Genomic DNA, 23,865 nt, shown 5'->3' on the forward strand with positions numbered 1-23,865 from the left:
TTCGTCGGCGTGTAGCGCAGCCAGGTAGCGCACTGTCATGGGGTGTCAGGGGTCGGAGGTTCAAATCCTCTCACGCCGACCATCATTCCCCGGAAAAGGCCTTGTCAAACGACAAGGCCTTTTTTCTTTTCTGCTTTGCGCCGTTGCTGCGATTGTCTATCCCCCTTGCGCTGTGCTGTAGTAGCGACACAGTTCTGCCCTGACGGGGGTTATCGTGTCTCTCTCTGCATCCATCTGGCGACCTCGGGTTTTGCTCTCCCTGCTGCTCGGTGGCTGTGCCACGCCATATCAGCAGGAGAAGTCGTTCTGGAACGGCCGCACCGGTTTTTCCGAGACCCGCCTTGCGCCCGACAAGTGGCAGTTGGAGTTTGTCGGCAACGATCTGGTGGACAGGGAGACGGCCCGCAAATATGTGCTCAAGCGGGCAGGGGAGCTGGCGCAGCGGGAGGGTTACCCCATGCTGCAGGTGGAGGAGCTGACCATTGCGCGCGATGCGATAAGGGTGACCCCGGAGCGACCCATGTTCGGCTTTGACGAGGATGAGCCGGACACCTTCATGGCGCAGATGCAGGTACAACACACCATCTCGGCCCTGCTTACCTTCCGGTTGCTAAAGCGGGCAATTAATGAACAGTCGCTTTCCACCAAATATCTTGCTGATATTAAAATAAACGGTGATTAATATCGGTTTGTTGCAAGATCCATATCACATACATCTAACAGCAGCATAAAATTCTGGAGTAAGCCTCTAGATTTACCCCCTGCTTTTAGGCATTCTCCCAGCATACCAGCCGCCAGGAATCAACGGCTCGGATCACAAAAACGGACTGTAGTGGCTCCCATGCCACTGTCAACGGCTTGCACCAATCAAAACCGGGACTCCCCCATGAAAATGAATAAACTGACGGTCGCCATCCTCATTTCGATGTTGCTTGGCATCCTTACCGGCCAGGGCTATCGCCTGTTTGCTGCCGATCAGGCGGCAGACTTTGCAAACAACATCACGATCCTGACCGATATCTTCCTGCGACTGATCAAGATGATCATCGCACCATTGGTCTTCACCACTCTGGTGGTCGGCATCGCCAAGATGGGCGATACCCGCACCGTGGGTCGTATCGGTGCCAAAACCCTCGGCTGGTTCATGCTGGCCTCCCTGCTCTCCCTGAGCCTGGGTCTGGTGATGGTCACCCTGATGCAGCCGGGTGTGGGCCTCTCTCTCTCCCTGCCCAATGATGCCGCTACCTCAGGCATCTCTGCCGGCGCGATTACCCTGAAAGATTTCGTGACCCACGCCATTCCGAAAAGCGTGGTCGAGGCGATGGCCACCAACGAGATCCTGCAGATCGTGGTCTTCTCCCTGTTCTTTGGTCTGGCCGCTGCGGCGCTGGGCGATCTGGCCAAACCGGTGGTGGTGCTGATGGCCAGTGCTGCCGAGATCATGCTGAAAGTGACCGGTTACGTGATGAACTTTGCGCCGTTCGCCGTGTTTGGCGCCATTGCCGCCATGGTGGCCAAAGAGGGACTGGGTATTCTGGTTACCTACGGCAGCTTCATGGCCCAGTTCTACATCGCCCTTGGCTGCCTCTGGCTGCTGCTGATCGCCATGGGTGGCGCCTTCCTGCGTGGTCGCATCATCAAGCTGCTGGCGATGATCCGCGAACCCATCCTGCTTGCCTTCTCTACTGCCAGCTCTGAAGCGGCCTATCCGAAGACCCTGGATCGTCTGGAGAAGTTCGGTTGTGACAAACGCATCGCCAGTTTCGTGCTGCCGATGGGTTACTCCTTCAACCTCGACGGCTCCATGATGTACTGCACCTTCGCGGTGATGTTCATCGCTCAGGCTTATGGCATCGAGCTCTCCACCGCCCAGCAGATCACCATGCTGCTGCTGCTGATGGTCACCTCCAAGGGGATGGCCGGGGTGCCACGCGCCTCTCTGGTGGTGATTGCCGCGACTCTGAACCAGTTCCACATTCCGGAAGCGGGCATCCTGCTGCTGCTGGGTATCGACCACTTCCTCGACATGGGTCGCTCTGCCACCAACGTGCTGGGCAACGCCATCGCCGCCAGCGTGGTCGCCAAGACCGAAGACAGTCTGGGCGAGACCGAAGAGCTGGGCGAGAGTGCTCCCGCTAAGGCATAACCATGGCTTGAGCTGACCAGAGGGTTGGCCGGTGCAAAGAGAAATCCCCATCATGACCATGGCGGGGATTTTTTTATGGCTGGCCGGTTTAGAAGCCCGAACCGGGTTGCAGCAAAAACGCCGCCTCTTCCTGCGTCGAGGTGCGACCAAGAGTGACGTTGCGGTGGGGGAAGCGGCCAAAGCGTTCGATGATCACCTGATGGCGGCGGGCAAAGTCGGCAAAGCCCGCGAAGGTCTCGTTCGTTGAGGAATGCGCCTGCTCGGCGGCCAGCTCCTCGAACAGGGCCACGCTTCTGGCTTGCTGCTCGCGGGACTCCGCGTGTTCCAGCGGCAGATAGAAGAAGACACGCTCCAGCGGTGAGAGCTGTCGGTCCATACCAAGGGATAGCCCCTTGAGGCACTGCTCGCGGGCGAGCGGATCCCGGGCAAAGGCGGTGGGTGTGCCGCGATGGATATTGCGGGGCAGCTGGTCGAGCAGCAGGATCAGCGCCAGCCTGCCGTGGGGCAGATCGGCCCAGTCGGCCAGCTCCCCGTTGGCGGCCGCCTCTGCTTGCGCGCCAAAGCGCCGGGCCAGCAGGGCATCGGTCTCGCTACTTTTGCCCCACCAGAGCGGGGCTTGTCGTTTGGCACGCAGGGCGTCGTCGGCCGGGTCGCCAAACCAGAAATCGAGCAGAGGCTGCCAGGGTTGCATGGGGACTCCTTGCTGGTGTGTTGAGGTGGGCCAATAACAAATGGCTCCGGGGTGCTGCCGAAACGGTAGCTTCTCGTTACACTGTGCCATCTTTTGCCCGAAAGAAGTAACCCCAGATGGTGAGCGACTGTTGCTTGGCGCGGCCGATGATGGCCTGCCATCGCCATGAGGTGGCCCTGCTGACCCAGGAGGTCATCAGACCCTACACCTCTCTCCCGGGGTTGTTCTCACTGATATAAGGAATCTTTGATATGGCCGGAACCAGTTTGTTGGCCCTCCTCGATGATATAGCCAGCGTGCTCGATGACGTGGCGCTGATGACCAAGATGGCGGCGAAGAAGACCGCAGGGGTGTTGGGGGACGATCTTGCCCTCAATGCGGAGCAGGTCTCCGGAGTGCGTGCCGAGCGGGAGCTGCCGGTGGTGTGGGCGGTGGCCAAGGGCTCATTTCGCAACAAGTTGATTCTGGTGCCCGCCGCCATCGCCATCAGTGCCCTGGTGCCCTGGCTCATTACCCCGCTCTTGATGCTGGGGGGGGCCTACCTCTGCTTTGAAGGTGCCGAGAAGCTGGCGCACAAGTTTTTGCCTCATAAGGAGGAGGGAGAACATCATGCCGGCCCCATTCCTGACGATCTGGTGGCTTTCGAGCAGCAGAAGGTGAAGGGGGCGATCCGCACCGACTTTATTCTCTCCGCCGAGATCATCGTCATCGCCCTTGGCACAGTACAGGGGGCGAGCATCGCCCTGCAGCTCTCGGTGGTGGCGGGTATCGCCCTGCTGATGACCATCGGGGTTTATGGGCTGGTCGGGTTGATTGTCAAACTGGATGATATCGGCCTGCACCTCCTGAAAAAGCCGGATGGCGGGGCACTGCGCCGTGCGGTCGGGCAGGGACTGCTGAGTACGGCGCCCAAGCTGATGCATCTGCTGGCGCTGGTGGGGACGATCGCCATGTTTATGGTGGGCGGCGGCATTCTGGTGCATGGCTGGCCTTTTGCCCATCACCTCATTGAAGGTGCCGCCGCTGTTGTCGCCACTCTGCCTACTGTGGGGGCCGTACTGGCAGTGGTGACGCCGACTCTGCTCAACGCCGTGGCCGGTGTGGTGGCGGGCCTGCTGCTGGTGCTGGCGATGACTTTGGTGAGCAAACTCAAGCCAGCCAAATAAGCGTCTGCACTATCTTTCGGGGCCGCCAGCGAGAAGCGCTGGCGGCCACATCTCCCTGTTTGACATCTTCAAAACGAGCCTTCGATGCAAGCAACCCGATACCTTCAGCAGTGGCACAACCACCATATCTATTCCGCTCTCGACTGTCCCGAGCTTGAGGCCGACATGGCCGAAGCCCGTGCTGCCCTAGCTCCACTGGCGGCACTGGTCGCCAATCTGGCCGACCTTGCTGGGGATGCGCGGCAAGATTGCCTGCGGGAGGTGCGCCTGCGTGCCCGCCGCATTCGTCATATCGGCTGGAATGTGGCGATTCTGGCGGCCTGCCGGGGCAGTCAGGATGCTCGCGATACCCTGGCCAAGCAGCTGGCGTCCCGTGCTCGCGCCCTCAATGCCGATCTGTTCAAGACGCTGGCGCCGGTGGAGGACCTGATGCTGGCGCTGCCGGAGGCCGAATTTGGCCTGCTGATGGCGGATCCCCTGCTTGGCGAGGAGGAGTATCGCCTGCGTCACGAACGCAGATTGCAGGATCAGCGTCTGCCGGTGGCGGCAGAGCAGCTGGTGATAGGTCTTGGTACCGATGGTCTGCACGCCTGGGGCAACCTCTACAACGATCTGGTGGGTAAGATCCGGCTGGTGATCGATGGCCGCGAGATGGGACTGGCGGAGGCGAGCAATCTGCTCTCCAGCCCGCTGCGCTCCTTGCGCCGGGAAGCATTTGATGCCATCAGCGCTGGCTGGGAGGGAGAGCAGGAGACGGTGGCCGCCATCCTCAACGCCATCAACGGCTGGCGGCTGGAGCTCTCGCGCCAGCGTGGCAGTGAGCGGCTGCTCGATGCACTCGATCTCTCCTGTCATCAGAGCCATATCGAGCGCGCCACCCTGGATACGCTGATGAGCGAGACCTGGCAGGCCCGAACCCTTGGTCAGCGGGCGCTGGAGCTGATGGCCGCACGCCTTGGCATCGACGATCCGGGGGCCGAGGATCTCTTTGCGCCGCCTCCGGCTGCCAGCAGCCGCGAGATCCCGTTTGAGGAGGCGATCGAGCTGATTGCCGCTGCCTTTGCCCGCTTCGATCCGGAGATGGGGGAGTTTGCCCGGATGATGGCCGAGAAGGGGTGGATCGATGCGGCCCCTACGCCAAATCGCCGCACCGGTGCCTACTGCACCAAGTTTGCCGAACCGGTCGAGCCGCGGGTCTTCGTCACCTATGCCGGCACCATGGACAATGTCATTACGCTGGCCCATGAGCTGGGCCACGCCTGGCACAACTGGGTGATCCGCGATCTGCCGATGAGTCAGCGCAGCTATCCCATGACGCTGGCCGAAACGGCCTCCATCTTTGCCGAGACTCTGGTGCGCAGCGCCCTGTTCGAGCAGGCAGAAAGTCCCGAAGAGCAGTTGGCGATTGCCTGGGCCGAGGCCGATGGCGCAGCTACCTTCCTGGTCAATATCCCGGCCCGTTTCGATTTCGAGCAGGCCTTGGTGGCCGAACGGGAGCATGGCTATGTTGCACCGGCCCGCCTCAAGGCGCTGACCGACGAGGCGTGGGGACGCTGGTATGAGGGGAGCCTCTGTCGTTATCACCCCATGTTCTGGGCGGCCAAGGCGCACTTCTCCATCGCCGGGCTGGGTTTTTACAACTACCCCTATCTCTTTGGCTATCTCTTCAGCCTCGGTGTGTATGAGCAACTGATGAGTCGCAAGGCGGCGGGAGACGACAATGTGGCGCAGGCGTACCGCGATCTGCTGCGCGATACCGGCCGCATGAGTGCCGAGGCGCTGGTGGCAAAACATCTGGGGCAGGATATTCGCCAGTCGGCCTTCTGGCAGGGGAGTCTGGCGCAGGTGGCGCAGGCGGTAGAGCGCTTCGCACAGCTGCCAGCCTGATTGGGTAAGCGGTGATGTGAGTGACAGGCCCCGGACCGGTCTCCGGGGCCTGTTGGTTATGCCTGCTCCTGCTTCGGTTTGACCGGGCCGACCAGCAATGGCTTGGTCTGGTGGGTCAGATCCGGTTGATAGCCGTTGAAGAAGAGGTTGAGCACTACCGAGCTGATGGTGGCCAACAGGATGCCGCTATGAAACAGCGGCTGCAGTGCCGCCGGGAAGTGTTGGAAGAAAGAGCCGGAGACGGTCGGGATCATGCCGATCCCGAGGCTGATGGCGACAATGTAGAGATTGTGGCGGTTTGTGTTGTAGTCGGCCCGCGCCAGAATGCGAATGCCGGTTGCCAGCACCATGCCGAACATTACGATGCCGGCGCCTCCCAGCACGAAGGGAGGGATGGAGGCGACCATCACCGACATCTTGGGGATAAGGCCAAAGGCGAGCAGGATCCCCCCAGACATCACGCAGACCCAGCGGCTCGATACCCCAGTCACGCTCACCAACCCGATATTCTGGGAGAACGAGGTGTGGGGGAAGCTGTTGAAGACACCGCCTATGATGGTGCCGATGGCATCGACCCGCAGGCCGCGTACGATATCGCCGCGACTGGCAGGATGGCCTACGATGTCGCCGAGCGCCAGAAACATCCCCATCGACTCGATAAAGGTGATGAGCATGATCACCGTCAGGGTGGCGATGGAGATGGGATCGAAGGTGGGCCAACCAAAAGCAAACGGCACTATGGGGGCAAACCAAGCCGCCTCACCAAGACCGTCGAGACTCACCTCACCCATGGCGATGGCTACTATGAAGCCGAATATGATCCCGAGCAGCACCGAGATATTGCTGAAAAAACCTTTGGTGAAGCGGGTCACAGCCAGAATGAAGGCGAGCACCACAAAGCTGGTGCCGATATAGCGCAGGCTGCCATATTCGGGGTTGCCCTTGCCTCCCGCCATCCAGTCGATCCCCACCTGCATAATGCTGATGCCGATGGAGGTGATGACCACCCCGGTCACCACGGTGGGGAAGAGCGGCATCAACCGGCCTATCAGGGGCACCAGCAGGGTCGAGATGATACCCGCGGCTATGGTGGCGCCGAAGATGCCGGTGAGCCCCAGATCCGGATTGGCACCGATGGCCAGCATGGGCATCACGGCGGCAAAGGTGACCGACATGATGACTGGTAGCCGGATCCCGGCGAAACGCCCGATACCGACACACTGCAGCAGGGTGACGATGCCGCAGCAGAAGAGATCCGAACTGATAAGGTAGGAGATCTGCTCCTTGGGCAGTCCCAGACTGCCGCCTATCACCAGTGGGACGGCGACGGCGCCGGCATACATCACCAGCACATGCTGCAAGCCGAGGGTAAATAGCTGGCCGGCGGGTAGCATACGCTCCACTTCGTCATCGGGACGTATTCGTTTTCCCGGTCGGGAGGAGGGGGGATTGGTCTCGTTCATCAACAGATCTCTCCTTGGCGAGCCCCGGCAACGGGCTGGGGCAAGATAGCGAAAGCCGCGGCTTTCCCGGTCACAGATGTTATCGCGTGCGTGGATCGCCGGACTCATCGGGATGGGCAAGAGAGAGGGATCCGGTGCAGGCCATGGTCAGTGCACAAAACATGCTCAATCGTGACTGGTGGTGAAAACGTTTGGCTTTTTTGAGGGTTCAATCACATCCGGATCGGGATCAGGCACAATAAGAGTGACAAAGGGCGCTGCCGGGCGTCTCAGATTGGTAATGGCGGTATCATTTTTGGCCACCGGCTCTCACTTTGATAGGGCAGGTCTGCGTATTGCGCCTGACAAGGGCTCCCGCGCAGCATCTTGTTGCAGGGGCTGGCGTGATCCAAAGCAAGAAAGTTGGATGTTTTGGTGGCGCGTGAGGCTGCCGCTGGGGTAGTTTCGATAAAACCGACACAGATCCTGAGGTCTTATCCATGATCATCTACCTGCATGGCTTTGATGCCACCAGCCCCGGTAATCACGAGAAAGTGCTGCAGTTGCAGTTTATTGATGATGATGTGCGTTTCGTGCACTACAGCACGGTTCACCCCCGTCATGATATGAGCCACCTGCTCAAGGAAGTGAAGAAGCAGCTCGACATGAGCACAGATCCCAAGCCCCTTATCTGCGGTGTCGGACTCGGCGGCTACTGGAGCGAGCGCATCGGCTTTTTGTGCGGCATTCGTCAGGTGATCTTCAACCCCAATCTGCACCCCGAAGAGAACATGCAGGGCAAGATCGACCGGCCGGAGGAGTACGAGGATATTGGCACCAAGTGTGTAACTGAATTTCGTAAGAAAAATTCAGGAAACTGCCTGTGCATCCTTTCCGTTCAGGATGAAGTGCGCGATAATCGGGACACTGAACGTGAATTGAAGAACTATTACGACATCGTGTGGGATGATCGCGAGACCCATAAGTTCAAGAACATCTCGCACCATCTGCAGCGGATGAAGGCCTTCAAAGAAGCCTGATCCATCACGTCGACCGATTTCGTTTTAGGGAGCCAATGGCTCCCTTTCGTTTTGAGGAACCGAGGAAAAATCATCATGATGAATATTGTCGTTGTAGGCGGCGGCGCCGGTGGTCTGGAGCTGGCCACCAGTCTGGGTCGCAAGCTTGGCAAGAAGAACAAGGCCAAGATTACTCTGGTCGATCGTAACCGTACCCACCTGTGGAAGCCCCTGCTGCACGAAGTGGCCACCGGCTCCATGGACGCGGGCATCGATGCCCTGAGCTACCAGTCTCACGCCAAGAACCACGGTTTCGACTTCCAGCTCGGCACCCTGACCGACATCAAGCGCGACGAGAAACGTATCGTACTGGCTCCGATCCACGACGACAGTGGCGACATCGTGGTCAACGAGCGCGAGCTGCCTTACGACTATCTGGTGATGGCCATCGGCTCTGTTTCCAATGACTTCAACACCAAGGGGATCAAGGACCACTGCATCTTCCTCGATAGCCCCTCCCAGGCGCACCGCTTCCACAACAGCATGATGAACCGCTTCCTGCAGTTCGCGACCGAATATAAGCCGGGCGACAAGGTGAAGATTGCCATCGTCGGCGGCGGCGCCACCGGCGTCGAGCTCTCTGCCGAGCTCTACAACGCGGTCGAGCAGCTCTATGCCTACGGCTTCAAGAACCTGACCACTGACAGCCTGAAGGTGACGCTGGTGGAAGCGGGCCCCCGCATCCTGCCGGCCCTGCCGGAGCGCATCAGCGGCGCTGCCCATCAGGAGCTGGTCAAGCTGGGTGTGGATGTGCGTACCGCCACCATGATCACCGAAGCGACTGCCGAAGGTCTGCATACCAAGGATGGCGAGCTGATTGAAGCGGATCTGATGGTGTGGGCTGCCGGTATCAAGGCACCAGATTTCATGAAGGATATCGCCGGTCTTGAGACCAACCGCATCAACCAGCTGGTGGTGAAAGAGACCCTACAGACCACCCGTGACGAGAACATCTTCGTCATCGGTGACTGCGCCGCCTGCCCGCAGCCGGATGGCAAGTTCGTGCCGCCGCGCGCCCAGTCTGCCCACCAGATGGCCAGCCAGGCGTTCAAGAACATTCTGGCCAAGATGAACGGCGGCGAGATGAAGCCCTACCTCTACCACGACCACGGTTCGCTGGTATCCCTCAGCCGCTTCTCCACCGTGGGCAGCCTGATGGGCAACCTGATGCGCGGCTCCATGATGGTAGAGGGCTACATCGCCCGTCTGGTTTACATCTCCCTCTACCGGATGCACCAGATCGCCCTGCACGGCTACGTCAAGACCGGCCTCATCATGCTGGTGGGTCGCATCAACCGGGTACTGCGTCCGACCCTGAAGCTGCACTAAGCCGGGATTTGCCACAATTCTGAATAGCAAAAGGAGAGGCCATGGCCTCTCCTTTTTTATGCGCGCAGATCGGGGAAAGGAGTTATTTGCCCAGATAGGTGCGATCGAAGAAGGTGTTGACCCAGTGGGGGCGGTAGATGGCGAGCACCGTCATCGCCATGCCGTTGAGCAGGGCTTCGGGGAAGAGCAGCAGCGGCCAGATGGAGAGGTAGTCTGCCGTGATGATATGCCAGGGGTAGCTGCCGCTTATCCCCATCAGCAGGGCGCTGGCTGCCACCTTGACCGAGATGGCGAGGGCGCCGCCAAGAAAGGCGGCAACGAAGATATAGACAAAGAGATGGCGGGGCAGCCAGGCCCAGCTGGCCAGAAACAGCAGCCAGCTGCTGGCTACCGGCAGGGCAATGCCAACCAGCGCCTGCCAGCCAAAATCGGCCAGATTGGTCACGCCGAAGTAGTCGAGTACCAGCAGGGTCAGGCAGGGGGCAAGCAGGGCCAGCCGCCAGCCCAGCAGCAGGGTGAGGGTGGTGAGCCCGAGAAAATGCACCTCCAGTCCGTCGTGCAGACCGGCGCGCAGCGTCCAGAGCGGGATGAGGGCGATGGCGCTTCCCAGCAGCAGATGCTGGTAGAGGGGGTTGTCATGAAGCAGTTGCCACAGGGTGCGGCGCAGGCTGAAAGTCAGTAGCAGCAGCCAGATCAGAAGAGCGGCGAGTTGTCCTTCACTCATCATTCGTTCACTCACGAGGCAGTCAGATTACGTCGGGCAGCCAGATCCCTGCCACCCGAAAACAGAGCAGGCTGACGAGTCAGCCTGCTTGCACATCAATATTTCACGTTGTTGTGGTACTTGCCAAGGATCCCCTTGACCCGTTCCATGGTCTCCTTGCTGGGGGGCTTGATCCCGCTCAGCTCGTAAGGATCACCCAGCACGTCCCACTTGTGTTTGCCGAGTTCGTGATAGGGGAGCAGCTCCACCTTCTCGACGCTCTCGCCCAGCTCGGCGATGAACTGACCCAGCCCTTCGGCGCTCTCGTCGTCGTCGCTCCAGGTCGGCACCACCACGTAGCGGATCCACATGGTCTTGCCTTTGGCCGCCAGATAGCGGGCAAACTCCAGAGTGTATCTGTTGCTGACGTGGGTCAGCGGAATGTGTTTCTCGTCATTGATCTGCTTGATGTCGAGCAGCACCAGATCGGTCTGGTCGAGCAGCTTGTCCACCTGTTCGTCGAGATGACGGACGAAGCCGTTGGTATCGAGGCAGGTGTGGATCCCTTTCTCTTTGCAGGCGGTAAAGAGTTCGGTGATGAAAGCCGGTTGCAGCATGGCTTCACCGCCGGATGCTGTCACGCCACCACCGGAGGCATTCATGAAGTGGCGATAGCTGGTGATGTCACTCATCAACTCCGGCACTGTCACTTCGCGGCCACCCTCGGTATCCCAGGTATCGCGGTTGTGGCAGTACTTGCAGCGCATCAGGCATCCTTGCATGAATACGATAAAGCGTATTCCCGGACCGTCGACGGTACCGCAGGTTTCAACGGAATGGATCCGGCCAATGGCGCCGTGACTCTCGGCTTGTTCACTGATTTCAACGGCAGGGATCCGGTTAATGACTGACATAGACAACTCCAACGATTCGAGCAGGCCGTTATTTTATTACATAAACCCCTATTGATCCTACACCTTTAGTCCGGCCCGTTGCCGTCCAGCAGCTGTTCCAACTCCCTGATGGTGAGCGGGCGGCTGGTGAGGAACCCTTGATAATGCTGGCATCCCAGCTCTCGGAGAATGGCCAGTTGCGCCTCCTCCTCCACCCCCTCGGCAGTGACGGTAAAGCGGAATACCTGAGCCAGATCGAGTATCGCCTTGACGATGGCCCTGTCCTGCTCGCTGTGCACCAGGGTCTGGATGAAGCTTCTGTCGAGCTTCACCTCATCGGCGGGCAGATCGCGCAGATAGGCGAGCGACGAGTAGCCGGTGCCAAAGTCATCGATGGAGATGAGGATGCCGAGCTCCTTGAGCTGGCGCATGCGGGCGATGCTCTCGATGCGATTCTCCAGCACCACCGATTCGGTCACCTCCAGCAGCAGGCGGGAAGGCGGGATGCCGGTATCGCGCAGAATGTACTCCACCTGCTGGACGAAGCCCTGGGTGTGAAACTGGCGGGCGCTAACGTTGACTGACAGGTGAGGTATCTGCAGGCCGCGGTTGAGCCAGAAGCTGTATTGCGCGCAGGCGGTTTTCATCACCCAGTAGCCGATTTCGAGGATCAGGCTGGTCTCCTCGGCGATGGGGATGAACTCGCCGGGGGGCACCATGGTGCCATCGCTGCGCTGCCAGCGCAGCAGCGCCTCGACCCCTGAGAGGGTGCCGTTATCCACCCGATATTGCGGCTGGTAGTGCAGTTGCAGTTCATGGTGGCGCAGGGCATCGCGCAACTGGTTGGTGAGGGTGAGGCGGTTTTTCTCCTGCTCGGCCATCGCTTCGGTAAAGAAGATGTAGTTGCCCTGACCGGCGCGCTTGGCCATGTGGGTGGCCGTGTCGGCCTGTTGCATCAGGGTGAGGTGATCCATGCCGTTGCCGGCAAAGAGGCTGATCCCGACCGAAGCGCTGCAGTGCAGCTTGTGATCGGCTATCTCGAACGGAGTGCGAAACAGCCCCATCAACTCGCGGGCGAAGTGCTCAGCCAGAATTTTGGCGGTCACCTCGCCCTGCCCGAGCTGGGTAAAGAGCAGGGCAAATTCATCCCCCGAGATGCGAGCCTGCACCAGATTGTCCTGCGGCAGCTCCCTGAAGCGGTGCACCACCGCCTGCAGCAACAGATCGCCACAGGCATGGCCAAGGGAGTCGTTGATCGACTTGAAGTTGTCGAGATCGACCAGCAGCAATGCCCCCCACTGACCATCGGACGTCTCCAGTGTGCGCTGCAAAATGGTGTTGAGGCTGCGGCGATTGTGCAGGCCGCTGAGATCGTCGTAGTAGGCGAGCTGCTCTATGTGTCTGGCCGCCTCTTTCTCCTCGGTGATGTCGTAGAAGCTGCAGATGAAGTGGCTGAGTTCCCCCCGCTCATCCTTCACGCCGCTCACCATCAGGCGCACCGGGAAGAGGTGGCCATCCTGATGCAGGCAGCGCTCCTCACCCAGCCAGAACTCCTGCTCGGCCACGGCCCGGCTGACATCCTCTTTCAGGTGATCGCCATAGTAGGTGGGGCGCAGTTTGCGGATGGAGTGGCCAACTACCTCCACCTCGCCAAATCCGGTGATGCGGGTAAAGGAGTGGTTCACCTTGAGGATGATGCCGTTGTGATCCATCACCAGCAGGCCGTCGTGGGTATTGAAGGCCACTTCGGCCAGGCGTAGGGCATCGTCGGTCGCAAGACGTTGCAGCTCGATGGCGGCCCGCTCGTGCTGGCTGCTCAAGAGATCCAGCAGCGGCTCAGGATCACTCAGCGTCTCGTCGAGCAGCAGGGTGAGCTGGCCGGTTGGCGTGCCCCCGGCGTTGTGCAGCGGGATGCCGATATAGGCCCTGGCATTGAGGGCCAGCAGACGGTGCGCCTTGGGATAACGCAGCGCCAGATCTTCCACATAGATGGCTTGCCCGTGCTGGAACAGCTCCCTGCCGGGGCCCGGATCCATCTGCAGGGGCTTGAGGGCGGAGAAGGTCTCGTCATTGAGGACGCAGCGGGGAATGATCCATAGATCCTGCCCCCGTGGCTGGAACTCGCCGATCCAGCCGGCACGTGCACCGCTGGCGGCTTTGGCCCACTGCAGCAACGTTTTGCAGTAGTCGATGCCGGTGAGCTGGTGCAGCTCGGCAGGCAGGGCGAGGTCGCTTGCGCTCTCCTCCTGCACCGGTTGCCAGTGGCCAAGCAGCTGGGCGCAGTGGCGCACCAGTTGCAGCATCTCGTCGCCAAGAGGGGTGGGGTCGAGATATTCGATGCTGAGCACGCCAAAGAGCTTGTCCTGCTCCAGCATGGCACCGTCGAGGCGCGAGCTGACGCCGGCACTGACCAGATAGAGGTGGTTGCTCAGCATTGGCTGATGAGCTGCTTCCGAGAAGCTCAGGGATTTGCGGGTGCGCAGGGCACGGATATAGCGGCTGTCGCCACGAATGGGATAAATGCCATCAACGCCCAGGGTAAAGACGGGCGTGAGCTGCTCGCAGCCCAGATCGCCGTTGGCCTGATAGTGCCAGAGAATGAGTCGATCGGCGCCCAGACTTTCCTTGAGGGTTTCCAGCAGGAGGGCATACTGTTGCTGGCTCGCCATCTGGCTAAGACGCGGCAGTTGTAGCGCCAGCTCGGAGACCGGCTCCAGGTGACGATGCTGCAGGCAGATAAGCCAGAAGCCATCCTGCTCGTGGGCGATGGCAATGTGCCAGAGCTGGCCGCCAAAGCGCAGGGAGAGTTTGCCGCCATGGCCATTGGCCAGCATCTGCTCGATGGGCTGGCGTAGTTCGGCAGGCAGCTGGGCAGGCCAGGGGGCGCGCGGTTCGTCGAGCCAGTAGAGCGGCGTTTGCATCACGTCGGTCAGGGCGACCAGCCGTTGACTGCGCAGATCCAGACGAAAGAAAAGGGGAGTCTGGAGGGCAGGGGGAAGATGACTGAGAGCGGTAGACGACATGAACGAACAACATCCTGTTAAGCAACCGTCGGGGCTGCAAGAATACTGCAAAATCGAGGGAAACAAAATTTCATTGAAATCTAAATTAGAGATTGCTAATTTATTGACCAGTATCTTCTAGGAGGAGTCTTGCAGATGAAACGGATCCTGATTATCGGTGGGGTTGCGGGGGGCGCATCGGCGGCGGCCAGAGCACGCCGGCTGAGCGAAGAGGCGGAGATCGTGATGTTCGAGCGGGGCGAGTTTGTCAGCTTTGCCAACTGCGGTCTGCCCTACCACATCGGTGGCGATATCCCCAATCGGGATGCCTTGTTGCTGCAGACTCCCCAGAGTTTCAAGCGTCGTTTCAACGTCGATGTGCGGGTCTTCCACGATGTGATTGAGATAGACAAGGTGGGCAAGACCCTACTGGTGCGCAACCTGCAAACAGGTGAAGAGCAGCGCGAGCATTACGATGTGCTGCTGCTGAGCCCGGGTGCTGCGCCGATCCGGCCGCCTTTCCCCGGTATCGATAGCCCCCGGGTGCATACCCTGCGCAATATCCCCGACATGGACCGGATTCTGGCCTCTCTTCACCACGACCAACCGCGCCACGTCACCGTGGTGGGCGGCGGTTTTATCGGGCTGGAGATGATGGAGGCGCTGCATCAGCGCAAGCTGGATGTCACCCTGCTGGAGCTCTCCGATCAGGTGATGGCGCCGGTGGACAGGGAGATGGCCAATATGCTCCATGCCCGCATTCGTGAAGAGGGGATCGACCTGCGCCTGCGCACCGGCCTCTCTGCCATCGAGAGTCTGGATCTGCCCGCCGAGAAAACCGCTGCCGTGGCTACCGCCAACAGCGGTGGTCTGCGCCTGACCCTCAATGACGGCTCCCATCTTGATACCGGTCTCTTGATCCTCGCCATCGGCGTCAAACCGGAAACCCTTCTCGCCGCCAAGGCGGGGCTGGAGCTGGGCCCACGGGGCGGCATCAAGGTGGATGCCGGTATGCGTACCTCGGATCCCTTTATCTATGCGGTGGGGGATGCAGTGGAGGAGATTGACTTCGTCACCGGCGAATCAGTGCTGATCCCGCTGGCTGGCCCGGCCAACCGGCAGGGGCGCATTGCCGCTGACAATATGCTGGGCCGAGCCGAAACCTATAAGAAGACTCAGGGTACTGCTATCTGCAAGCTGTTCGATCTGGCGGTGGCGAGCACCGGGCTCAACGAAAAACGGCTGGTACAGCTGGGGCTGCCGTTCGAGAAGGTCTATGTCCACCCGGGCAGCCACGCCGGTTACTACCCGGGCGCGCATCCGGTCAGCCTCAAGCTGCTGTTTGCCCCGGATGGCAAGATTTACGGTGCCCAGGCGGTGGGCAAGGATGGCATCGACAAGCGCATCGACGTGCTGGCTGTGGCCCAGCGCGCCGGTCTCACCGTGTTTGACCTGCAGGATCTGGAGCTCACCTATGCGCCGCCCTTTGGCTCGGCTAAGGATGTAATCAACATGGCCGGCTTTGTGGCGAGCAATCACCTGAAGGGGGATACCCTGCTCTGCCACGTGGCCGAGGTGCAGGCTCGCAATCCTCACCAGCAGGTAGTGGATGTACGCAACGGCCCCGAACTCGACAAGCTGGGCCGCATTCCGGGTGCCATGCATATTCCGCTCGACGAGCTGCGCAGCCGTCTGCACGAGTTGCCCAAAGAGAAAGAGCTGCTTATCAGCTGTCAGGTCGGGCTGCGCGGTCACGTCGCTTGCCGCCTGCTGAGCCAGCACGGCTTCAAGGTGAAGAACCTCTCCGGCGGCTTTAAAACCTGGCAGATGGCTACTGCCGAGTAACCCCTTTCTGTGCCTGTTTGCCCCTCTCCCTTGTGCGCGCAAGATGAGGGGCTTTTTCTTTTTGCCGCTCGGCGCCATTTCGCCGCATTTTTTTCTCTCTGCGAGACAAAATTAACGTTTTGTTCATGGGGGGAGTGCTATAACCCCTGCCTCGTTCACGGTGAACGTTGTGGTAGGGAGTAAGAGATGCTGGATATGTTGATGGCCATTTGGCATCAGGACTTTGACGCCCTGATCCAGATGCAGGCGGTGCCCATGCTCATCTGTTGTCTGATGCTGGTGCTGTTTCTGGAGTCGGCATTTGTCTTTCTCCCCCTGCCGGGAGATAGCCTGGTGCTGCTGGCCGGCGGGCTGGTGGGGATGGGGGTTCTGGGGACGGAAGTGACGCTCATCTATCTGCCACTGGCGGCAGGGTTTGGCTCCGTGCTTGCCTATCTGCAGGGCAGGGCGCTGCAGCGTACCCGCTTTATGGAGCATATCGAGCGGATGTTGCCGCCCGATAGTTTGCCCAAAGCGACCCGGTTGCTGAATCGGTATGGTTTTCTGGCCATGTTTGCCTCCCGCTTTATTCCGTTCGTCCGGGTGCTGACCCCCATGCTGATGGGGATAGGTCGCCTGAGCGTGCTGCGCATGTGCGTGGCGAGCTTTGCCAGCGCCGTGCTCTGGTCACTTTGTCTGAGTCTGGTGGGCAAGCTGGCGATGACGGTGCCTTTTTTTGTTGCCCATAGCGAACTGCTGACCCGCATGCTGCTTATCACCTCTCTGGTGCTCTTCCTTATCGCCGTCACGGCCATCCTCTTTCGCTGGTTCAAGGGCGGCGCCAAAAGAGAGCAATCCCCCCTCCGTTGAGCTCGCTCTGCTGAGTGTTCGGCCGCTCTGAAAGGGCGGCCGTTGTCGCAGCAAGATGGCCTCCGCCTGTCGCCGCGAGAATCCTCTTTGTGTCAGGGGCGCTCGATGCTTTATCCTGTTTGCTGCCTCGCTGCTGTTGCAGCGGATCCCAGCCAGGATGGAATCTATGCGCCTCTTTCACGCTCGCCCGGTTTCCCGTCGCTCTGCCCAAGGAGCACTCCCTCTGAATCGACGCCGCTGGTCGGCCCTGCTGCTATCCGGGTTGGCCGGTTTGCTGCTGGCCGGTTGTGGCCCCGACAAGCCTGTCGCCAATGGGCCGACTACAAAGCCTGCCGCGCAGCAGGAAACGGGCGCCCCAAGCACCGTGGTGCAGGCCAATGCCCGTCAATATCGGGATGCCCCGGCGCTGGCGCTGGTCTTCTCCGGCCCCCTGGTGCCCAAGGCAAACTGGCAGAGTTGGCTCGGGGTCAGTGAAGGGGGCAAGCAGCTGCAGGGGGAGTGGATCCTCGCCGACGATGGTCGCACCCTCTATTTCCCGAACGTTCAGCCAGACAAGAGCTACGAGGTGAGCCTCAAGTCGGGGTTGGGCCCAGGGCCCCAGAGCTGGACCCTCAAGACCCGGCCGCTGGAGGCGGGCGCCTCGTTTACTGCCAGCGGCATGGTATTGCCGCTGCGCGACGAGCTGCGTCTGCCCATCAGCGCGGTCAATGTGGACGAGGTCAATATCGACTTCTTTCGGGTCGATGCCGAATACTTGCCACGTTTCCTGGCGGAATATCGCCCCGGTTCCGGCATGGGCAACTGGGAACTTGAGCAGATCACCAAGCGGGCCAAGCGGGTGTTCAGCGGCCGTTACGCGCTGGAGCTCGATGCCAACCGGCGCGAGTCCCGCCTTATCAATGTGAAGGAGCCGCAGCTGGCCGAGGCCGGCGTCTACTTTGCGGTGATGTCGCCCCTTGGCAATTACGACTGGCGCAAGGAGACCACCTATTTCGCGGTGAGCGATATGGGGCTCAGTGCCCGCCGTTACAGCGATCAGCTGGAGGTGTTCGTCAGCTCCTTGGCCAGCGCCGACCCCCTCAAGGATGTGCAGCTCTCTCTGCTCGACGAGAAGGGCAACCGGCTGCAGGTGCAAAATACCGATCCGCAGGGTCATCGCCGCTTCGATCAGGTGCAGGGGGCCCGCCTGCTGCTGGCTGAGCAGGGCAACCATCTGGCGGTGCTGCGCCTCGACGGGGCGGCGCTCGATCTCTCCACCTTCGATCTCGGCACTCAGCCCTGGCAGGCCCAGCAGTTGTATCTGTTCAGTGGGCGCGATCTCTATCGCCCCGGTGAGCGTCTCGACAGCGAGATCCTGCTTAAAGGGCAAGATGGCCAGCTGTTACCGGGGATGGCGGTGGAGCTGGAGGTGAAACAGCCGGACGGCCAGCTGCTCGAACAGAAACGGCTGCTGCCGGACAATCTTGGCGCCGCCCACTACGGCCTGCGCCTGCCAGACGATGCGCCGCTCGGGCGCTGGACCATCAACCTCAAGACCGCCGGCAGCAGCCGCTTCGAGTGGCCTTTTCTGGTGGAGGAGTTCTTGCCGGAACGGCTCAAGCTGCAACTTGGCAAGGGGCCGGATGGTGAAGTCACGGATCTGGACGCGGCTCTCACCCTGCCACTGCAAGGGGACTATCTCTACGGTGCGCCAGCGAGTGCCACCAAGGCCAAGGCGGAGGTGAAGTTAAGCCGCGCCACCATGCCCTTTACCCAGTGGCAGGAGTTCACTCTGGGGGACGTACTGCTTGCCGAGCAGGCCAGGGATCTTGAGCCGCTGAATCTCACCCTCAATGCGCAGGGGCAGGGGACTTTTTTGCTTGCTGATGAACTCGATGGGGTGCGCGCCCTCGGGCCGCTGGAGGTGGCCTATCGGGTGTCGCTCTCCGAGCCCGGCGGTCGCGCCGTCAATCGCAGCCGCACCCAGTATGGCTGGCCTGCAGGCAGCCAGTGGCCGGCGCTCAAGGCCGATTTTGTGGCGGATCGGGTAGAGGGGGGCAAGCCGCTCCCCTTCCAGATCCTCAACCTCGATGAGCAAGGCCAGCCGGTGGCGGGGGCGGTGAAAGTGCGCCTCATCAACGAGTACCGCGACTACTACTGGCACTACGCCGATGGCGAGGGGTGGAAGTACGAGTTCAACAGTCAGCCCTATCTGGAGCAGGAGCAGACCCTGCAGCTGGATGGCAAGGGGCCGACCCCGCTCACGCTGCAACTGGCGGCGGGCTGGTATCGGTTGGAGGTTGAGAACAGTCAGGGCCATCAATCCAGCCTGCGGGTGGAGATAGGCAGTTACGCCTGGGGCGGTGGTGGCGAGCAGGCACGGCCTGACAAGATTGCCATCACTCTCGACAAACGCGCCTATCAGGCGGGCGACAAGGCCAAAGTGACTCTGGTAGCCCCGCGCCCCGGTAAGGGGTTGCTGCTAGTGGAAGATGGCGACGGCCTGCGCTGGTGGCAGCGTATCGAGCTCAAGGGGGCCGGTGGCGATGCCAAGGATGCCCGCGGCGAGTTCGAGATCCCGGTCAGTCCCGAGTGGCAGCGCCACGATCTGCATATCTCGGCCCAGATCGCCGCGCCAGACAGCGCCTCCAAACCGGTCAGCAGCCAGCAGGGGCAGAGCCTGCGCTCGGTCGGACTGGTGCCGCTCACGCTGGACCGGGAAGCGCGTCGTCTGCCGCTTACCCTGAGCGCGCCAGATAAAGCGGTGCCGCTTACCCGGCTGGAAGTGACCGCCACCTCCACCCCCAACAGTCAGGGACGGGTGCTGCTGGCTGCGGTGGATCGGGGCGTGCTCAATATCAGCGACTACCAGCCTCTCGACCCGTTCGAGATCTTCTTTGGCCGCAAGCGCTTCGCGCAAGATTTGTTCGACAACTACGGCCAGGTGATCCCGCCGCAGGATGGCAAGCTGGCCCGCCTCAACTACGGTGGCGACCGGGCGCCGCTGAAAAAGGGCGGTGCGCTGGAGAGCCGGGTCGAAATAGCCGCACTGTGGAGCGGCGAGGTGAGTTTTGACCAGCAGGGCAAAGCGGTGATCCCACTTGAGCTGCCCAACTTCAACGGCGAACTGGCGCTGATGGCGCTGGCCTGGAACGAACAGCAAGTCGGGGAGGCCGAGCGCGCCGTCAAGGTAGTGGCGCCCTTGGTGGCCGAAATTGGCTGGCCGCGCTTTGGCGCCAGAGGGGATGAGACCCGGGCGCTGGTGCAGCTGCGCAACATGAGCGGCGAGGATCAGACCCTCTCCCTTGTCTGGACCCTCAATGGCGGGCTCAAGGCAAATGGCGAGCTGCCTGGCACCCTTTCCCTTAAAAATGGCGAGGAGCAGTGGCTGACCCTGCCGCTCACCGTGACCGGAGCGAGCGGCGTGGCAAGCCTGCAGTTGGCGGCCAGCGGCAAGGATTTTGCCATCAGGCGCGACTGGTATCTGCCGCTGCGTTCCCCCTGGCCTGCCGAGACTCGCCAGCGCTATCAGATGTTGGCTCCCGGCCAGCAGATGAGTTTTGCGCCAGCTGAGCTGGCCGGGCTGGATCGCGCCAACCTGCAGGGGCTGCTCAGCCTCTCCGGTACCCCGCCCTGGGATCCGGCAGCCCAGTGGCAGGCGCTGGCCGATTACCCTTACGCCTGTCTGGAGCAGACCTTGTCCCGTGCTTGGCCTTACTTGCTGACCACGGCGGATGAGCGCACCGCCTGGAGCAAACCCGCAGAGGGCAAGAAACCGGCGAGCGAGGCAGATGTACAGCGCGCCCTGCTGCAGCGGCTGCAGCGGTTGCAACTGCCAAGCGGCGGGTTTGGCCTATGGGATGGTCGTTCCGACGAGGAGCAGTGGCTCACCGCCTATGCCGCCGACTACCTGCTGGCGCGCAAGGAGGCGGGTGACGCCGTGCCGGAGGCAATGCTCAATCAGGCTCTGAACCGGCTGCAAAGCTATCTCACCGACAGTCAGTATGGTGAGCGCTGGAGCAGTGCCCCCGAGCACAGCCGTCTTGCCTATCAGGCCTACAGCGCCTATGTGCTGGCCCGGGTGGGCAAGGCACCGCTTGCCACCTTGCGCCTTATCTGGGAGCAGCAGGCGGATCACGCCAGATCCGGTTTGCCGCTGCTCCACCTCTCGCTGGCCCTCTCGGCCATGGGGGATGAGCAGAACGCTGCCAAGGCCCTCAGTCGGGCATTGGCGACCGAGCGCGGTGACGACTACTTGGGGGATTACGGCTCACCGCTGCGTGATCAGGCCCTTGAGCTCTCCTTGCTGCGCCAGCACAAGCTGGCTGCGGAGCGCTGGCCGGCCCTCAGTGCCAAGGTGGCAGATACCCTGGCTCACCGTCAGTGGCTCAGCACTCAGGAGCGGCTCGCCTTGTTGCGACTCGCCCGCTTTGATCCGGCCGCCGACTGGCAGGCCAAGGTGACTTCCTCTCTTGGCAGTGGATCCCTGAGCGGTTCGGCCCCGCTGCAGCTGGGCGCCCCCGAGGCGCTGGCGGCCAGTGCGGTTACCAACGAGGGCAAGGGATCTCTCTATGTGCAGCGCACTCTGGTCGGTTATCCCGAACAGGCACCGGCACGGATCAGCAAGGGGATGAGCGTGACCCGCAGTTGGTTCAACAGCGATGGTCAGCCGTTTGATCCCGCCAAGGTGAAGGTCGGCGATCTGGTGGTGGTGCGGCTCAACGTCAGCAGCGAATCGGCGGTGCCTGATGCCCTGCTGGTAGAGATGGTTCCTGCTGGCTTCGAGCTGGAGAACCCGGCCCTTGGCAACAGCATCAAGCTGGAAGAGCTCTCCATTGAGGGGAAACCGGCGTGGCAGAGCGAGTGGAACGACTACCTCAAGCATCAGGAGTTTCGCGACGACCGTTACACGGCGGCGCTGGATCTGAGCGAGGGGAGCAACCAGCAGCTGGTCTACCTGATGCGGGCGGTAACGCCGGGTCGCTATCAGGTACCGCCGACCCAGGTGGAGGATATGTATCGGCCTGAGCTGCGAGCTGTGGGTGAGGATATCCATGAGGTAACGATTTCTGAGTAGCTGGCGCTTGATGAGTCGCAGACGCCCTCTGAGCAACGTTCCTTCCAGTGAGCGGGTTCGCCCGCTCACTTTCTGGCATCGTGGCTGGCTGAAATTGGGTCGCAGTGGCCGCGCTGGCTGGCGCTGGCTTGGCCGTCTGCCACGCTGGCTGCGTTTCTCGGTGCTGGGAGTTGTAGCACTGCTCCTGTTATTGCTGGCGCTGGATAGACTCTTCCCGCCGCCGCCGCTCGACCCTGCCTACGCACGGGTGGTGCTCGACATGAAGGGGCGACCGCTGCGCGCCTTTGCCGATACCAGCGGCGTGTGGCGTTACCCCGTGACCCTGGAGCAGGTCTCCCCCCGCTATATCGAGGCACTGCTCGGCTACGAGGATCGCTATTTCTGGCGTCATCCCGGGGTCAATCCGGTGGCCATGGTGCGTGGGGTCTGGCAGTGGCTGCGTTACGGGCGCGCTGTGTCGGGCGGCTCGACCCTCACCATGCAGGTGGCCCGCCTCATCGAGCCCTACCACAGGAGCGTGCCCGGCAAGCTGCGCCAGATGGCGCGCGCACTGCAGCTGGAGTGGCACTACGACAAGCGCACCCTGCTCACCGTCTATCTCAACCGGGCGCCGTTTGGCGGCAATCTGGAGGGGGTGCAGGCGGCAAGTTTTGCCTATCTCGGCAAGAGCGCCGCCAAGCTGACCTATGCCGAGGCTGCGCTGTTGGCGGTGCTGCCGCAGGCTCCCAGTCGCAACCGGCCGGACCGGCATCCCGAGCGGGCCCGCGCCGCCCGCGACAAGGTGATGCAGCGACTGGTGGCACAGGGCGTCTGGCCCGAGCCGGCGTGGCTGGAGGGGCGCATCGAACCAGTGCTGGCTCGCGGCCACTTTACGCCGATGGAGGCGCCGCTGTTTGCCCGCCTTGCCGCCGATAATCAGGCGGGGGCGCTGGTGCACACCACCATAGACGGCGATCTGCAGCGCTGGCTGGAGGGGCGGGTGGCGAGCTATATCCGACGCTTCCCCGAGCAGACCTCCGCCGCCCTGCTGTTGGTGGACAACAAAACCATGGCGGTGCGCGCCTATGTGGGCAGCGCCGAGTATGGCAATTTGCGCCGCCACGGTTACCTCGACATGGTGCAGGCGATCCGCTCTCCCGGCTCCACCCTCAAGCCCTTTATCTACGGTCTGGCCATGGACGAGGGGTTGGTGCACTCAGCCTCCCTGCTCTCCGATGCGCCAAGGCTGGGCTCGGAGTATCGCCCCGCCAACTTTTCCGGCGCCTTTCAGGGGCCGGTGACCCTCACTCAGGCGCTGCAGCAATCCCTCAACGTGCCGGCAGTGCAGGTGCTGGAGGCGCTCGGGCCGGACAAACTGGTCAGCCGCCTCGACAACGCCGGGGTGCGGCTGGCGCTCTCCGACCAGCCCAATCCGGCCATTGCGTTGGGGGCGGCAGGCATTCGGCTCGAGCAACTGGTGGCGCTCTACAGCTCGCTCACTCGGCAGGGGCAGGTAGCTATGCCAGTCTGGCTGGCAGGGCAGCAGGCGGTGTCACGTCCATTGCTGAGCCCGGGGGCCGCCTGGATCATCTGGCAAATATTGAGCGCGCAGGGGCGGGCTGATCAGCCTTTTGCCAGCGAGGCGACCGGTCGGGTCAATCGACTGGCCTGGAAGACCGGCACCAGCTATGGCTATCGCGACAGCTGGGCGATGGGGGTCTCCGGTCGCTGGACTATCGGCGTCTGGCTGGGACGCCCCGATGGTACCCCCATGCCCGGTTTTTACGGTCAGAGTGCA

General features: G+C 61.6%; 15 protein-coding genes and 1 tRNA gene. 11 read left to right on the plus strand and 5 right to left on the minus strand.

The genetic code is table 11. The features are described from left to right. The first annotated feature begins 5 nt into the window (after nt 1-5). The 3 genes from AACS24_RS07245 to AACS24_RS07255 all read left to right on the plus strand — a co-directional run bounded on the left by AACS24_RS07245 (nt 6) and on the right by AACS24_RS07255 (nt 2,146). Nucleotides 6-82: transfer RNA gene (locus AACS24_RS07245), tRNA-Pro, on the plus strand. Nucleotides 83-250: 168 nt separating this feature from the next. Next, nucleotides 251-682 (plus strand): CC0125/CC1285 family lipoprotein, encoded by a 432-nt coding sequence (locus AACS24_RS07250; protein WP_108572916.1) that lies wholly within the window; start codon nt 251-253, stop codon nt 680-682. A gap of 204 nt (nt 683-886) precedes the next feature. Further along, nucleotides 887-2,146 (plus strand): dicarboxylate/amino acid:cation symporter, encoded by a 1,260-nt coding sequence (locus AACS24_RS07255; protein ID WP_033113388.1) that lies wholly within the window; start codon nt 887-889, stop codon nt 2,144-2,146. An 88-nt stretch (nt 2,147-2,234) separates the two neighbouring features. On the opposite strand, the gene AACS24_RS07260 is transcribed toward AACS24_RS07255, so the two are convergent. Then, the gene (locus tag AACS24_RS07260; RefSeq protein ID WP_108572918.1) at nt 2,235-2,837 is read right to left on the minus strand and encodes a DUF924 family protein; all 603 of its coding nucleotides are present in this window, start codon (nt 2,835-2,837) and stop codon (nt 2,235-2,237) included. Nucleotides 2,838-3,088: 251 nt separating this feature from the next. On the opposite strand from AACS24_RS07260, the gene AACS24_RS07265 reads away from it, so the two are divergent. After that, nucleotides 3,089-4,003: a DUF808 domain-containing protein gene (locus AACS24_RS07265; RefSeq protein WP_108572920.1), complete on the plus strand. Its 915-nt coding sequence runs from the start codon at nt 3,089-3,091 to the stop codon at nt 4,001-4,003. A gap of 84 nt (nt 4,004-4,087) precedes the next feature. Then, complete coding sequence (locus AACS24_RS07270) at nt 4,088-5,890, plus strand: M3 family oligoendopeptidase (protein ID WP_108572922.1); 1,803 nt, start codon at nt 4,088-4,090, stop codon at nt 5,888-5,890. Nucleotides 5,891-5,946: 56 nt separating this feature from the next. On the opposite strand, the gene AACS24_RS07275 is transcribed toward AACS24_RS07270, so the two are convergent. Next, nucleotides 5,947-7,353 carry a nucleobase:cation symporter-2 family protein gene (locus AACS24_RS07275; protein WP_108572925.1) on the minus strand — a complete coding sequence of 469 codons (1,407 nt, stop codon included), beginning with the start codon at nt 7,351-7,353 and terminating at the stop codon, nt 5,947-5,949. A gap of 479 nt (nt 7,354-7,832) precedes the next feature. Here AACS24_RS07275 and ycfP point away from each other — a divergent pair, with 479 nt between their 5' ends. Together ycfP and AACS24_RS07285 are read left to right on the plus strand one after the other, a co-directional pair. After that, nucleotides 7,833-8,372, plus strand: a complete 540-nt coding sequence (ycfP, locus tag AACS24_RS07280; RefSeq protein ID WP_033113393.1) for an alpha/beta hydrolase YcfP — start codon at nt 7,833-7,835, stop codon at nt 8,370-8,372. Between the two features lie 75 nt (nt 8,373-8,447). Further along, on the plus strand, nt 8,448-9,740 hold the full coding sequence (locus AACS24_RS07285; RefSeq protein ID WP_033113394.1) for an NAD(P)/FAD-dependent oxidoreductase: 1,293 nt from the start codon (nt 8,448-8,450) through the stop codon (nt 9,738-9,740). A gap of 82 nt (nt 9,741-9,822) precedes the next feature. On the opposite strand, the gene AACS24_RS07290 is transcribed toward AACS24_RS07285, so the two are convergent. From AACS24_RS07290 to AACS24_RS07300, 3 genes are all read right to left on the minus strand, one after another. Beyond that, nucleotides 9,823-10,464 carry an energy-coupling factor ABC transporter permease gene (locus AACS24_RS07290; RefSeq protein WP_108572976.1) on the minus strand — a complete coding sequence of 214 codons (642 nt, stop codon included), beginning with the start codon at nt 10,462-10,464 and terminating at the stop codon, nt 9,823-9,825. Between the two features lie 95 nt (nt 10,465-10,559). Then, entirely contained in the window at nt 10,560-11,357 is a 798-nt protein-coding gene (gene pflA, locus AACS24_RS07295) for a pyruvate formate lyase 1-activating protein (protein WP_042033423.1), read from the minus strand. Nucleotides 11,358-11,422: 65 nt separating this feature from the next. After that, nucleotides 11,423-14,359 carry a sensor domain-containing phosphodiesterase gene (locus AACS24_RS07300; protein ID WP_108572927.1) on the minus strand — a complete coding sequence of 979 codons (2,937 nt, stop codon included), beginning with the start codon at nt 14,357-14,359 and terminating at the stop codon, nt 11,423-11,425. Nucleotides 14,360-14,494: 135 nt separating this feature from the next. On the opposite strand from AACS24_RS07300, the gene AACS24_RS07305 reads away from it, so the two are divergent. The 4 genes from AACS24_RS07305 to pbpC form a co-directional block, all read left to right on the plus strand. Next, nucleotides 14,495-16,183: an FAD-dependent oxidoreductase gene (locus tag AACS24_RS07305; RefSeq protein ID WP_108572928.1), complete on the plus strand. Its 1,689-nt coding sequence runs from the start codon at nt 14,495-14,497 to the stop codon at nt 16,181-16,183. Nucleotides 16,184-16,369: 186 nt separating this feature from the next. Continuing rightward, nucleotides 16,370-17,032: a DedA family protein gene (locus AACS24_RS07310; RefSeq protein ID WP_108572930.1), complete on the plus strand. Its 663-nt coding sequence runs from the start codon at nt 16,370-16,372 to the stop codon at nt 17,030-17,032. Between the two features lie 166 nt (nt 17,033-17,198). Further along, nucleotides 17,199-22,088, plus strand: coding sequence for an alpha-2-macroglobulin family protein (locus tag AACS24_RS07315; RefSeq protein ID WP_108572932.1), 4,890 nt, complete (start codon nt 17,199-17,201; stop codon nt 22,086-22,088). Nucleotides 22,089-22,098: 10 nt separating this feature from the next. Continuing rightward, nucleotides 22,099-23,865, plus strand: a 1,767-nt coding sequence (pbpC, locus tag AACS24_RS07320; protein ID WP_258223133.1) for a penicillin-binding protein 1C, incomplete at its 3' end; no start/stop codon positions are given.

Source organism: Aeromonas sp. HMWF016, assembly GCF_963878195.1.
Classification (GTDB): Bacteria; Pseudomonadota; Gammaproteobacteria; order Enterobacterales; family Aeromonadaceae; genus Aeromonas; species Aeromonas lacus.

Coding starts and splice junctions, on each gene's coding strand:
- AACS24_RS07255 (WP_033113388.1), top strand. CDS start 887: ATGAAAATGAATAAACTGACGGTCGCCATCCTCATTTCGATGTTGCTT.
- AACS24_RS07270 (WP_108572922.1), top strand. CDS start 4,088: ATGCAAGCAACCCGATACCTTCAGCAGTGGCACAACCACCATATCTAT.
- AACS24_RS07275 (WP_108572925.1), bottom strand. CDS start 7,353: ATGAACGAGACCAATCCCCCCTCCTCCCGACCGGGAAAACGAATACGT.
- AACS24_RS07305 (WP_108572928.1), top strand. CDS start 14,495: ATGAAACGGATCCTGATTATCGGTGGGGTTGCGGGGGGCGCATCGGCG.
- AACS24_RS07265 (WP_108572920.1), top strand. CDS start 3,089: ATGGCCGGAACCAGTTTGTTGGCCCTCCTCGATGATATAGCCAGCGTG.
- pflA (WP_042033423.1), bottom strand. CDS start 11,357: ATGTCAGTCATTAACCGGATCCCTGCCGTTGAAATCAGTGAACAAGCC.
- AACS24_RS07285 (WP_033113394.1), top strand. CDS start 8,448: ATGATGAATATTGTCGTTGTAGGCGGCGGCGCCGGTGGTCTGGAGCTG.
- ycfP (WP_033113393.1), top strand. CDS start 7,833: ATGATCATCTACCTGCATGGCTTTGATGCCACCAGCCCCGGTAATCAC.
- AACS24_RS07315 (WP_108572932.1), top strand. CDS start 17,199: ATGCGCCTCTTTCACGCTCGCCCGGTTTCCCGTCGCTCTGCCCAAGGA.
- AACS24_RS07310 (WP_108572930.1), top strand. CDS start 16,370: ATGCTGGATATGTTGATGGCCATTTGGCATCAGGACTTTGACGCCCTG.
- AACS24_RS07300 (WP_108572927.1), bottom strand. CDS start 14,359: ATGTCGTCTACCGCTCTCAGTCATCTTCCCCCTGCCCTCCAGACTCCC.
- AACS24_RS07290 (WP_108572976.1), bottom strand. CDS start 10,464: ATGAGTGAAGGACAACTCGCCGCTCTTCTGATCTGGCTGCTGCTACTG.
- AACS24_RS07260 (WP_108572918.1), bottom strand. CDS start 2,837: ATGCAACCCTGGCAGCCTCTGCTCGATTTCTGGTTTGGCGACCCGGCC.